14 protein-coding genes are annotated in these 12,519 nt (G+C 59.1%); 10 read left to right on the forward strand and 4 right to left on the reverse strand.

Going from position 1 to position 12,519, the window contains the following annotated elements; genetic code table 11:
• The first annotated feature begins 102 nt into the window (after window positions 1-102).
• Window positions 103-921: a phosphotransferase gene (locus tag HIJ39_RS18250; protein ID WP_207711780.1), complete on the forward strand. Its 819-nt coding sequence runs from the start codon at window positions 103-105 to the stop codon at window positions 919-921.
• Between the two features lie 256 nt (window positions 922-1,177).
• On the opposite strand, the gene HIJ39_RS18255 is transcribed toward HIJ39_RS18250, so the two are convergent.
• From HIJ39_RS18255 to HIJ39_RS18270, 4 genes are all read right to left on the reverse strand, one after another.
• Window positions 1,178-2,185 (reverse strand): tryptophan--tRNA ligase, encoded by a 1,008-nt coding sequence (locus HIJ39_RS18255; protein ID WP_169102256.1) that lies wholly within the window; start codon window positions 2,183-2,185, stop codon window positions 1,178-1,180.
• A 103-nt stretch (window positions 2,186-2,288) separates the two neighbouring features.
• Window positions 2,289-3,047, reverse strand: coding sequence for a hypothetical protein (locus HIJ39_RS18260; RefSeq protein ID WP_169102258.1), 759 nt, complete (start codon window positions 3,045-3,047; stop codon window positions 2,289-2,291).
• A 348-nt stretch (window positions 3,048-3,395) separates the two neighbouring features.
• Window positions 3,396-4,850: an FAD-dependent thymidylate synthase gene (locus HIJ39_RS18265; protein ID WP_169102260.1), complete on the reverse strand. Its 1,455-nt coding sequence runs from the start codon at window positions 4,848-4,850 to the stop codon at window positions 3,396-3,398.
• Between the two features lie 17 nt (window positions 4,851-4,867).
• Window positions 4,868-5,200: a hypothetical protein gene (locus HIJ39_RS18270; protein ID WP_169102262.1), complete on the reverse strand. Its 333-nt coding sequence runs from the start codon at window positions 5,198-5,200 to the stop codon at window positions 4,868-4,870.
• 231 nt (window positions 5,201-5,431) lie between these two features.
• Here HIJ39_RS18270 and HIJ39_RS18275 point away from each other — a divergent pair, with 231 nt between their 5' ends.
• The 9 genes from HIJ39_RS18275 (at window position 5,432) to HIJ39_RS18315 (ending at window position 12,500) form a co-directional block, all read left to right on the forward strand.
• Window positions 5,432-5,710 carry a hypothetical protein gene (locus HIJ39_RS18275; protein ID WP_169102264.1) on the forward strand — a complete coding sequence of 93 codons (279 nt, stop codon included), beginning with the start codon at window positions 5,432-5,434 and terminating at the stop codon, window positions 5,708-5,710.
• Window positions 5,711-6,092: 382 nt separating this feature from the next.
• Window positions 6,093-6,734 carry a thiamine phosphate synthase gene (locus HIJ39_RS18280; RefSeq protein WP_169102266.1) on the forward strand — a complete coding sequence of 214 codons (642 nt, stop codon included), beginning with the start codon at window positions 6,093-6,095 and terminating at the stop codon, window positions 6,732-6,734.
• The gene (gene thiS, locus HIJ39_RS18285) at window positions 6,725-6,925 is read left to right on the forward strand and encodes a sulfur carrier protein ThiS (protein WP_169102268.1); all 201 of its coding nucleotides are present in this window, start codon (window positions 6,725-6,727) and stop codon (window positions 6,923-6,925) included. Before HIJ39_RS18280 ends, thiS begins: the two co-directional genes overlap by 10 nt.
• Before the next feature lie 3 nt (window positions 6,926-6,928).
• The gene (locus tag HIJ39_RS18290) at window positions 6,929-7,732 is read left to right on the forward strand and encodes a thiazole synthase (RefSeq protein ID WP_169102270.1); all 804 of its coding nucleotides are present in this window, start codon (window positions 6,929-6,931) and stop codon (window positions 7,730-7,732) included.
• Window positions 7,719-8,483, forward strand: a complete 765-nt coding sequence (locus HIJ39_RS18295; RefSeq protein ID WP_338055238.1) for a HesA/MoeB/ThiF family protein — start codon at window positions 7,719-7,721, stop codon at window positions 8,481-8,483. Before HIJ39_RS18290 ends, HIJ39_RS18295 begins: the two co-directional genes overlap by 14 nt.
• A complete protein-coding gene (locus tag HIJ39_RS18300; protein WP_169102272.1) occupies window positions 8,480-9,586 on the forward strand; it encodes an NAD(P)/FAD-dependent oxidoreductase in 1,107 nt (368 codons plus the stop codon). Before HIJ39_RS18295 ends, HIJ39_RS18300 begins: the two co-directional genes overlap by 4 nt.
• On the forward strand, window positions 9,579-10,199 hold the full coding sequence (gene thiE, locus HIJ39_RS18305) for a thiamine phosphate synthase (RefSeq protein WP_169102274.1): 621 nt from the start codon (window positions 9,579-9,581) through the stop codon (window positions 10,197-10,199). The genes HIJ39_RS18300 and thiE overlap by 8 nt, the downstream gene beginning before the upstream one ends.
• Window positions 10,200-10,414: 215 nt before the next feature.
• Window positions 10,415-11,638, forward strand: a complete 1,224-nt coding sequence (locus HIJ39_RS18310) for a chloride channel protein (RefSeq protein ID WP_169102276.1) — start codon at window positions 10,415-10,417, stop codon at window positions 11,636-11,638.
• 208 nt (window positions 11,639-11,846) lie between these two features.
• Window positions 11,847-12,500, forward strand: coding sequence for a cytosine permease (locus HIJ39_RS18315; RefSeq protein ID WP_169102278.1), 654 nt, complete (start codon window positions 11,847-11,849; stop codon window positions 12,498-12,500).
• Window positions 12,501-12,519: the final 19 nt, after the last annotated feature.

Here is a 12,519-nt window from a genome sequence, read left to right on the forward strand (position 1 = left end):
GATTTTATCTTGGCCGTTTTGGCGATTTAATCCTGGCCATATTGCAGGAATTCCGTTGGCTTTTTTGACGATTTCCTATTGGCCTTTTTGGTGATTTTCAAATTGGCCTTGACAGGGGGGCCGGGGGTCATTCTGATCTCGGGTCCCAGCGGCCGAGCCATCGCCAAATACCCGGTGCGGCAGGAAGCTGCGTTCTACCGCAGTTGGGCCCCCCTGGTCCGCCAGCACGGACTCGGCGTGCCTGAGGTGTACGCGCAAGGCGAAAATTCTACACGCGCGTGGATCTTGATGGAGGCGCTCGACGCGACGCTGACTCCCCCGTATCGCGACAGACTACCCGACATGGCGGCCTATCTCGCACAGTTACACGCGATGCAACGGGATCGGGTACGGTCGACTGCGGATCCGCTGTCCGTCCGTCCCGTGGCCCTCAGTCTCCAGGACATCGACGACGCCGCGGCGCTCTGGACCGAGGAGGTCCGGGAGTACCTTGTCCATCTACTCCACTTGTCCTGGCCCGCATTGCCGACGGAAATGCGGCTGGTGTCGGGCGATCCCAATCCCACCAACTGGGGCGTGCGCGCTTCGGGCCAACTCGTGTTGTTTGATTGGTCGGAGGTGGCATGGAGTCATCCGGCCTATGACTTAGCGGTCCTCTGCGGTGGCCTCCCGGAGGTCGCCTTGGTGGAGGAGGTCGTGGACGTCTATCTGGAGAGCGCGGACGCACCGTCACCGCAGAGCCGCGCTCAATGGGTGGCGTGGGTAATCACGGCCCGTCTGGTGGCGTTTGTGTGGTTTGCCGCATGGTGGAGCCGGGGACAGTTGACGGAAGCGGCGCGCCCGGGCTTGACCATGTTGCAGGACGGACTGATTGATTGGATTGACACAGTCCGCTCCGCCACGACCGCATTTCTTCCATAACGTCTATCACCAATTGCCAGCGAGCGGCGAGAACCGGCGCGGCCAGAGCCGCTTACTTCACGATACGAATTTAACGAGCATACGGGAGAAAAACGCTAATCCACGAGGGAGGGAGGACATTAGGGCAGCTGTCGAATCACCTCATGTATGTGCCAAGAAATGACTCTGATCAACACGAAACGTTCCAGGTTTCGTTAGAATAGTTTACTCGTTGATCCATCGCCGATCCGAATACCCGTTTTTTCCGGTTCTCGGGCTAGTGGCTAATGCCCACAGCCCGGCGCACCTCTCGCATTGTCCGGGATGCAACGTCCCGGGCCTTTTCGGCACCCTGTGCAAAAATGCGATCCAGCTCCTCGGGATGGGCGATTAAGTCTTGGTAGCGGGCCCACGGCCCACTCAAAGTGGTCTCCAGCAGGGCATAGAGCGCTTCTTTGGCATCTTTCCAGGCAATGCCTTTTCTGTATTCGTCTGCGAATGCCTCAGTATCTTCAGGCTTGGCTAACAGGCGATATAGTTGAAAAATAGTTGAGCTCTCCGGATCTTTGGGCTCGCCCGGACGGGACGAGTCGGTGGCGATGCGGAATACCAGCTTCCGCAATTGGTCCGGAGGGGTGAAAATGGGAATGGTGTTGCCATAACTCTTGCTCATTTTCCGGCCATCCAGTCCGGGAATGACCGCCCCTTTCTCATCGATGAGCGCTTCCGGGAGGGTAAAGACCTCCGCGCGATATTGGCGGTTAAAGTACTGGGCCAAATCGCGTGCAATTTCCACGTGTTGCTGCTGGTCGCGCCCGACCGGCACCCAATGGCTTTGCATGATGAGAATATCGGCGGCCATCAGGATGGGGTAGGTATAGAGTCCCATGTTGACGCCCGCATCCAGATCTTCCTCACCGGCCTCCTGATTCTTTTGCACCACCGCCTTATAGGCGTGGGCGCGGTTCATGAGCCCCTTGGGCGAGAAGCAGGCTAAAATCCAGCTCAGTTCAAAGACTTCCGGCACATCAGATTGGCGATAGAAGACGACGGATTCAGGATCCAGCCCCAAGGCAATCCAAGATGCCGCCACCTGATAGGTGTAGTCACGGAGTTCCGCGGCATCCTTGAGCCCAGTTAAGGCATGATAGTCGGCAATAAAGTAAAAACCATGCTTGGCCGGATCCCGGGACAGCTCCACGGTCGGGCGAATCGCCCCAACCCAGTTGCCCAAGTGGGGATTGCCGGTCGGCTTGATACCGGTCAGAATCACTTTTTGATCCAATGAACGCACCTCATCATTTTGGATGTCTAATCACCCGTCAATGTCCCTATGATACGCGATTTCGCGATGAGGCGAAAAGGGGCAGAGGGATTCCGGCAAGCACCTAGCCTCTCGAGCGGCCGCTCGAGACGGGTCGCAAGCTGTTGGCGAGGCCCAACGCCAGAGAGAAATGGGGGGCGTTGACGTCCACCAGCATCTTGGTGTGGCGCGGCACCCATGCGACTTCAAACATGCCGCCATCGTCGATGATGGCGCCTTGCTGTGCGTTGGGCAACCCGTCATGGGCAACCGTGGCCATCATGGATCGGGCGGTACTTTGCGCGTTTTGGGCAGAGCCCCCCACCATGTAGACTTCGCCCCGCCAGGCGCGATGGCGCCAGCGAATGATGGTGGTGGACACCGGGTTGTGGGCTGACGCCTGCGTCACTGAAGCGCCATCCAGCTTTAGCTTTCGGACGCTCGCTCCCACCGGCACGGGCAACAGCAAGGGCGCGACCGCACGCGCCTGGGATACGGCATAGGCGGCCAGGGGTGGCGAGGTCTGGAGAGACGATGCATTAATCGGCTTCTTGGGACCGCCAAAAAAGGTGACTGTATAACTATCCTGGCCCGCGTGGCGATAGGAGGACACCAACACGTTTATGTCCCCATAGGCCATGGTCGGGTGTGAGCCAGGCAGCGACATGCCCGCCGGCCCCAAAGCAGGCAAGGTGCTGTGTACGCTCTTTAGCGCATCTATGATGCGCGGGGAGACGCTAGGCTCTGGGCGGGACGTCTTGGCCGCAACCGTGTGCGGGGTGGCCCCACAGCCTACTAATCCCAGTCCTAGAAGTGCCATTAGGGTGAATCGGGAAACACGCATACGGTCTCGCCTTTCTCGTTGTGTAAAAGGATATAGCACATGGCAGCGCCATGAGACAAGAGACTTCCCGCCTGGGGCGCCGACACAATGCGACAATCACGCCACCCGTATGCGAGCTCAGATGTACCGTTAGGGCGGAAACAAGCTCTTTGAAAGGGTTGGGACACGATCAGGACCAACCACAGCCGAATCGTTCGTCGAGCGTGTTTGTCGATAGAGGGGGAAAAATAGGAGATGATAATTTTGGGCACGGCTTCCCGTCATCAGAGTGCGGTGCAAAGACGCCTTGCGCTTGGATCGGCACCCTAACCAGCACCCTGAAAACGGAGAATAAGGCGCCAACAGCGCCTACCGCTCAAACGGATCAAAGGCGGCCATGGGGGTTACGCGCACGGCCTTCGCCATCTCGGGAAACGCGCGCTCGAGTTCCCCAAACATTTGATTGGCGATTCGCCGATAGCTGAAGTGCCCGCTGGACCGGGAACGCAGTTCAATCAAATAGGCGGCTTCCGCGAAGTCCATGCGCAACAGCACGCGGCGGAGCGCCGCCAGCGGCAGAAGATAGGGCCGCTCGTCCGCCGGATAGTCTTTAAGGCTTTCATAATGGCGGGCCAGAGCGGCGTCATAATGTTTTGCCCACGGCAATTCGGCAATTTCCGGCGGTACGTCGTAGCCCAACTGCGGGTCGAGTCCCTGCACGATTTTATCTAAGCGCCGATGCCGATTCAAATCGCGAAACGCGCCCACGTCAACCGTCACATCAAAGACCAATGGCCGTTGCTGCATTTCCCGCGGCCACGCATCGTGCCGACCCCGAACTCTCAAGACGTGGCCCAGCATGTCATTCTTTTCAGCCCGGCTAAGCCGTGCCAGACGTTCTAAAATGTCCGCGTAGGATAAAAGCGACTCTTGATAGACGAGACCCGCCAGCAAATCATCCTGCGAATCGACGGCGTGATGGAGCGTGACGGTGGGGCGTGCGGCAGAGACCCCCGAAAAGAAGGATGCCACGATACTTTGAACCAGCGCCCGGCGCTCCAAGGTATATTGGTCGGGCTCGGTGTATTTTGTAAGCGTCGGTGCGATCGGTCCCGGGTTCATCTCCATCAATGCTCGATCATCAATCGGGATATCCAAATGGCGCAAGCGGGCCTCCAAGAGGTTGAACGGCTCGATGCTGGTGACAGCCGCCTTCATTCCCATGGCGATCTCCCGAACTTCGGCAAGCGGAGAGGCCATGAGGCGGCGAATTTGCTGCTCTAAAACCCGAGCGTTGGTCACTTGCCCAAGGCTGGTCAATGTGGCCAGCGGCAACGCATAACGCGCCAAATCAAAGGCTCGGGCGCGAATGGTGCGTCCGTATGCGCCGGTCTTCATGTCCTCGGGTTTGGGCCAGCGCTCGCGCAAGAGGGCTTCGGCCTCCGAGAATAGATCTCGGTACACGGTGAAGAGCGATTGAATTCCCGTCGGGTACCCATCGCTGGCGTTGTCAGGTCTGTAGTATGGACTTTCGGAGAAATCTTGATAACGGGTGGATCGTTCCTGGCCATCCCAAAGCGGCTCATCCACAATCTCCATGGCAGCCAAGAGGGAAATTTGCTCGATGGCCAAGGGCACGTGCGCCAAGTCAGCGATGGAAGCATGTCCGTAGGCGAAGTAAAAGGTGTTAAGAAATGCCTCGGCCTTTTGCTGGGACAACTCCAAAAGACTGTCTTTCATTGAGGCACTAGAACGCGAATACTTTGCCATCCCGTAGGCGCTGACCTCGGGCGGCACGTGCGACAAGGCATAGATGAGCGGCATGGGAAACTCCTTGGGCGTTACTCGCGATATCGTTGTGCTATGAGGAGTATCGCGGCGGAACGTCCAGCACTCGAAAGACGTTCCAGTTCCGAGAGCTGACAGTCTCCCCCATTATATAGGGCATGCGCGATGCGCAACAAGATGCGGGCTTCTTGGGAAAAGTTTTGCGCTTGTGCATGGATGCTGTCCCAATCAATGTAACGATTATCCAAGTCGATGTAATCCATTACCCGGTCGCGCTCGTGGTCACGAAACAGCGGCAATGCTACAGTGTCTAATACAGCGCTCCACTCGGGTGTGCGCTTGACCCAAAAGTGCGGCCCGATCAATTGTTGCTGGACGCTCATCATCGGGAATGCCTCCTTTTCTCCGTAATCAAACCGAACCTTGTCATTCCAATGCCAAAACACAGGACCCGTAGCGGGCCCTCATTGCCCTCATTATTGCAATGTCTGTCAATTCACGCAACCCCTTGTAAATATTTGTCGGCAACTTTGTCATATTTTTGCATGCGCGATCCGGTTGCCGTACGCGTCAGTGGAACGTTGGTATAATGACAGCAAGAGGAAGGAGAGGATCGCATGAGTGAGTGGACCAGCGGCCCCTTTAATCCGGGACCTTGGGCGGATTGGCTGCAGGAGATGTTTAGTCAGGTCACGGGGAATCTTCGCGGCATGGTGGGATTTCCCCGGGAAGAGATGGTTAAGCACATGGATAATTTTGCACTCCGCTCCTTAAAACGACACCTGGAAGCCCGGCAGGCGGATTTGAACGATATGCTGTCGGTCATTGAACGGGAACTGGAACGGCGCGACAAGACCCCTCCCGAGTCACCGGAGCCCCCCGCTTCACCGGTTTGACGGACACGGGACCAAGCCCCCAACACGTCAGTTTGGGGGCTTTTTCGTGAGGAGAGGCAACCGTAATCAGGTCAACATGGGACAGACCCGGATGACGGTCCTGAAGCGAATGATGAAGACATATTGAAAGAGATTGGTTATGGCTTTTGATGAGGGGGCGCAAAGCAAAGGTCGCGGACAGCCGATTGTCAGTCCGACATCATGGTGCTAGAGTTGAGGTACCGAAAGCAGTCGTCGCAGGAAACGGGAGCTCGACAACGGGCTGAGAGGACGGATTTCCGTCGACCGTCAAACCTGATCTGGGTAATGCCAGCGGAGGAAAGATGCGATATCCCAACATAAAGGCCTTCGCCCCGACAAAACGCGGGACGGGTGTTCGTCCATGAAACTATCATATCCTGCTCCAGAACTGGTCTTGCTGATTGACCTGCCTCGCTTTCCAAAATCAGCTTGGGAATGGCTCCCCCCGTTGCAATCGATCGCCGACGCCATGCTGATACGCGCGAAAGGCGAGCCCCAGCAAACCCTCATCGCGGCGGTTGAACGGGTTCGCACACTAGCGCCCAGATCACCTATTTGGGTGAACGGCCCGCTCGAGGTGGCACGAGACATGGGAGCCGACGGGCTGCATCTGCCCGCCGATGCGGATGGTGCCGAATACGTTCGCCGTGACTGGCCCGGGTATTTGACCGCCTCGGCCCACTCAACGGACGAGGCGCGTCGTCATCGGGGCGCCGATTGTCTCGTTTGGGGCCATGCATTTGCCACCCGATCGAAGCCCGGGCTTTTGCCGAGGACAACGCTCAAGGACGTTCTTGACGCGGCCCCTCAACCCGTACTGGCGATAGGGGGGATTAATACCGCCACCGTAGAGCAGCTTCAAGGTTCTGGCTTGGCCGGCGTGGTGGTCGCCGATGGGGTGTGGCTTCAGGGCAATCCGCTCCAGGCCGCGGAAGATATCAAGAACATTGTCGCCACCGCCCGGTGGAAAGGCGGTAGAAAGGGGGCGATGGGATGCAGCTAATTGTTAACGGGGAGTCCATGCAGGTCGATCCGGTCCGCACCGTGGGAGAGCTGTTGGATCATTTCCGGGTCAGCCATCAAGCAGTCGCCGTCATTGCCAACGGCACCATTGTGGCCCGGGATACCTTTACCAGTTTTGCCGTGCAAGAGGGCGATGCCCTGGAAATCATTCGATTTGTTGGAGGAGGCTAAACAATGGATAACCGAAACCATGCCAAAGACCTGCCGCCCGTTCGGATCGGGTCGCGCACGTTTCATTCCCGGCTATTTGTTGGAACGGGCAAGTACGAAACGCTCGACGTGATGAAACAGGCTCTGGAAGCGTCCGGCACCGAGCTGGTGACCGTGGCCTTGCGACGGGTCAATCTCAACAACCCGAACGAGCCCACCATTTTAGACGCCATACCCCAGGGCTGCACGATTTTGCCCAACACGGCCGGTTGCTACAGCGCCGAGGAAGCCATCCAAGTCGCGCATTTGGCCCGAGCGGCTGGCATTGGCGACCTCATCAAGCTGGAGGTTATAGGGGATCAAAATCTCTTGTGGCCGGACCCGGTCGGGACATTGGAAGCCACTCGGCAATTGGTGGAAGAAGGGTTTGCGGTGATGGTCTACACCGCCCCTGACCCGGTTCTGGCGGCCCATTTGGAGCGGGCGGGCGCGGCCGCTGTCATGCCGCTCGGATCGCCGATCGGGTCGGGCCAAGGCGTATTGGATGTGCGGCAGATTCAACGCATTCGTGCCCGCATCAGCGTGCCCTTGGTGGTGGACGCCGGCATTGGTTCGCCGTCCGATGCCGCACTAGCCATGGAGGCGGGAGCCGATGCCGTGTTGGTCAACACCGCCATCGCTCGCGCTCAGGATCCAGTGGCTATGGCTGCTGCCATGCGTGAGGCGGTGTGGGCCGGGTATTGGGGCCGCATGGCGGGGCGCATTCCGCGCGTTGAAGATGCCCAACCTTCGTCGCCGGTGGAAGGTATGCCGCGTGTCGGCGCCTAGTGCTGGTCCCGCGCTCATCACCGACAAGGAACGGGTGCGGCGTTTGGTGGCATTGCCTGAGGTGCGTCCAGAGCGGCTGTCGAAGCTTCATGCGGCGCGCGTGGCGGTGGTGGGTGTGGGCGGTCTTGGCAGCGCCGCCGCCCAATATCTGGCCGCCCAGGGGGTTGGCCACCTCACCCTCATTGACGGGGATGTGGTCGATGCGCATAATTTGGGCCGTCAAGTGCTGTTTTCCCCTTCGGACATCGGGAGTTCCAAGGCGGCAGTGGCTGCCCAGGCACTCAAGAGGCTTGCGCCCGAACTGTCGATAACGGTTGACACCAAGTTTCTTTCGGCGGATCGCGTGGATGGTCTTCGGGGTCATGATCTGGTGATTGATGGCCTGGACCACGCCTCGACCCGGGTGCTCATCAATGAATGGGCGGTCTCACGCCACATACCGGTCATTTTTGGCGGCGCAGTCGGCTATGAGGGGCAGGTGTTCCCCGTGATCCCCGGGGGTCCGTGTCTCTCCTGTCTTTGGCCGTCTTTGGAAGGCGCCGATGAAGATTGCGTTACCGGTGGAATTCTCGGGCCATTGGTCGGGACCGTCGGTGCGCTGCAGGCAGCCGAAGCGGTCAAGTGGCTCATCGGCGTGGGGTCGAAGCCAGGGACGCTCTGGAGCTTTGACCTGATGCAAAGCCGGCTCAGAACCGTGACGGTGCCGAAGAATCCCGCCTGTCCGGTATGTGGAGAGGGGATGGCACCATGAGCAAGCATTACGACTGGATTGTGGTCGGGGCCGGAGTGATTGGCTCCATCAGCGCCTGGCGCCTTCAACAGCGTCTGGGACGGGTCGCCCTGGTGGAGGCGGATGAGCCCGGCGGCAAGGCCACAGGGGCCGCTGCGGGCATCCTGTCGCCTTCGGCCGAGGCGGTAGATGCGGGTCCCTTCACCACCCTGTTGCAGGCCAGTCGTAAGCGATATCCGGCCATGGTGGAAGAACTCCAGGATGCAGTCGGGATGGACGTGGGCTATCATCCCAGCGGCGTGGTGCAAATTGCCGCCGCCCCCGATGAGGTATCAACCTTACGGAAACGTTTAGCATGGCTCGATGGGGTCACCTGGATGGACGAGTCAGACGCCCGCCCATTTGGTGGACTGGCGGCCATTTACGCGGCCCAGGAAGGACAGGTGCATCCCCCGCTCTTGGTCAAGGCGGCCGTGAAAGCCGGTATTGCCGCCGGAGTCGAACCCTATTTCGGACAACCGGCCCGGCTTCTTCTGGAACACGGGCGGGCTGTGGGGGTGTCTTTGCCCTCCGGGACCATTTATGCTGACGCTGGGCTGATCGTGGCAGCCGGCGCTTGGTCGTCCATTGTGACGGCGCACTGGTCCGCGCCCATTCCCGTCGAGCCCATCCGGGGGCAGATTGTCTCGTTTGCAACCGATCGTCCGCTGATGCCGCACATTGTCTTTCATGGCCATCAATATCTGGTACCCAAGCGGGATGGCCGCCTCATCGTCGGCGCTACCGAGGATCGGGCTGGTTTTGACGCTCGCGTCACGGCTTCCGGCATGGTGCATCTGGCCCAAGTGGTCGAGGGATTTAATCTTTCGCGAGATCGTCTATATCTCGAGCGAGTATGGGCGGGACTCCGTCCCAAAACCCCCGATGGTCTCCCCATCTTGGGGCCGTGGCCGGGCCTCGCGGGTCTCTATGTGGCCACTGGGCATTATCGAAACGGGGTGCTGCTGTCGGCGGTTACCGCGGATGCGGTTCTCGCCTGGGCGCAAGGCGAGCCACTTCCCCTAGACCTTGCACCCTTTCGTCCCGAAAGGCTTCTCGCGGTTAGGAGTGCAGACAATGGCTGATTGGACACTGCATGTATTGATTGACCCAAAACAGGTTCCCTTGGACGGCGTTGACAACCTCTGCCGGGCGCTCCGAGACGGTGGGGCGACGGTGGCGCAACTACGGGGCAAGCACTCGGATGGCGGCGAACTGATTCGCTATGGCGAGGCCTTTCGGCGGGCGACCCGAGACACCGGGATCCTGTTCATCGTCAATGACCGGGTCGACATTGCCATGGCCGTTCAAGCCGATGGAGTGCACGTGGGACAGGATGATATTCCGGTTGAGGTCGTGCGCCGCTTGGCACCTAACCTGATTGTGGGTCTTTCGGTGGGGTCGGAAGCGGAGCTTCGCGTGGCCGAGCGGGCCCGTCCCGACTACATCGGCATGGGCCCGGTATATCCCACCCCCTCCAAGGACGACGCCGGCGAGGCGCTGAACGTGGACGGGTTTCGCCGGCTGTGCCTCAGGGCTAAGCGGCTGGCGCCCGTGGTGGCGATTGGGGGGATTCAGCCCGATAACGCCAAGCCGGTGTGGGAGAGTGGGGCGGATGGGATTGCCGTGATCTCCGCGGTGATGGGGGCACCCGACAAACGGGCCGCCTGCTTCGCTCTCTTGGCTTCCCGGGGTTAGTGCAGGATGTGCTCCATGGTGCGTCCGCCGTCGACTGACAAGGTCTGAGACAGGGAATGGCGTGACAATTCGAATCTATCCCCGAGGGGGGATAGACATCACCAAGGATTATCGAGCTGGCGCCCAAGCGAACATTCCCGCCCGAATTCAAGATCTGTCTGCCGGGTTTTGGATTGTGACGGTGGTGGTGGGGGTGGCGGCAGGACTCGGCGCTCATGATGGGCATTCTCCGGGAGGTTCAACACCTCGCCTTTCAGTATCAAGTTGGCCCATTCGCCCGGGCCGTGGCTCGAACTTCGGACGGACGTCGCGTGGTTGTCCTGATGTTGGACGGGCTGGTCACAGGTGTTGGGCTTTATGCGATGAGACGATTTTTGGGTGGTTCCGGTGGACAGCCAACGGAGGTCGTATGGACGCGATCCGGCCGCTTGTCTTTTCTTCGAACGCTGTTGAGCGGGGCGCTGTCCGAAATTACCGTAGGGATGGGGGCCTCCCTGGGCCGGGAAGCAGCGCCGCAGCATCTAGGAGCCGCTTGGGCAGACGTGTTGGCGCGCTGGACGCATTTGCCCAAAGAGCAGCGGGCGCTCTTAATTGCCTCGGGTGCCGGAGCCGGTCTTGGCGCTGTCTACAATGTGCCCCTAGCCGGGGCGGCGTTTGCTTTGGAAATCTATTTAGGAACAATTTCGCTGCCGCTGGCGTTGCCGGCAATGCTGGCTTCGGCCGTGGCCACGGCGGTTTCGTGGATCGCCCTTCCAAACCATGTGACCTATCTCGTGCCACCGCTCAGCACTCCCAGTGGGTCGCTGCTCATCTTTTCGTTGCTTGTCGGACCAGTCATGGGACTTCTCTCCGGCGCTTATATCCGCCTGGTCGTGTGGGCCCACGATCATCAACCCCGGCATTGGGCACTTGCCCTCGAGCCCATGCTGCGGGCATCGGCCTTGGGATTGGTGGCCATGAAGTATCCCTTGGTCTTAGGGAACGGACGCGATTTAGCTCAGTTTGCCTTTACGGGTAGCGCGGGGCTAGCCACGTATGCGGCGTTGACGGGTATCAAGCCGCTGGCTACCGTGGGAACGCTAAGAAGCGGGGCGTCCGGCGGACTCTTTACCCCGACATTGAGCGTCGGCGCCGTATCCGGCGCCCTCTTGGGACATCTTTGGATCCATCTTGCGCATGGGGCTTGGAATCCCGGCTATGCCTTGGTAGGCGCGGCGGCTATGCTAGGAGCGGCTATGGAAGCGCCTGTCACGGCGATTTTGTTTGTTTTGGAGCTAACCCGAACCATCGATGCCATCATGGTGCCGCTACTGATTGGCGCGCTGAGCTCCACGATGGTTGCTCGCCACTTGGATTGGCATTCAATTTATTCTGCCCGACTGCCCGAACGCCAAAAGCGCGCCTCGGATCAAGGGGACTCCATGTCCAGCCATTCATAAGAGGCGACCCCGTCTAGGGGCCATTATGCTATAATCCAACAGAACACTAGGGGTGCTGTTTGGCTGAGAGGCAGAGTGCCAACCCTCGAACTTGGCCAGGTAATTCTGGCAAAGGAAGTGTGGGAAGCCCACACAGGGCTTATCTTCTTTTCACGCATGATCCTGCCTATGCCCGCCTCAGGTGTACCGACACTGAGGGGATGTTCTGATGACTCGAGAAGAACCAATCCGTACCTACGGCAATACCGAACCCTGGCATGTAGAATCCAACGGCGCCAATGCAGTGCCGGATGCTGAGCGGCACGGAAGGCCGCGCGATGTGTTTTGGATTTGGTTTGCCGGCAATCTCAATATTACCGCCATCGTCATTGGGGCGGTCATCTATAGCTATGGTCTTTCCTGGTTTCAGTCATTGGTGGCTTTGCTGGGATTGGCAGCTTTTTGGCTGGTCGGCTATTTCGGTATCCCTGGCATGACTCAGGGGCGGCCTACCATGGTGCTTTCGGAGCAGCTGTTTGGGCGCATTGGCAACAAGTTCCCTACCGCCGTCTCGTGGCTGAATCTGGTAGGATGGGAAACCGTCATGCTGGTAATTGCCGCCTTTGCCTTCCAGGGGGTATTAAGCCTGGCATTTCACTGGACCGGTGGGGCTACCCTCATTCTTTCATTGGCGGTGGTAACGGCGGCTGCCTTCTCGATCGCGTTCTTGGGCTACGCCACCATTGCCAAAATGCAAACCATTTTTGCCTACCTCTTCGGCATTCTTTCGGTTGGCGTGTTTGCCCTGCTGTTGCCGCATGTGAAGCAGGGATTCGTCAAAGTCAGGTTGACTGAAATGATAGAGCAGACGACTAACCCTTGACGACCGCAGTGGGACATTA

The organism is Sulfobacillus harzensis (genome assembly GCF_012933365.1).
GTDB lineage: Bacteria > Bacillota > Sulfobacillia > Sulfobacillales > Sulfobacillaceae > Sulfobacillus_B > Sulfobacillus_B harzensis.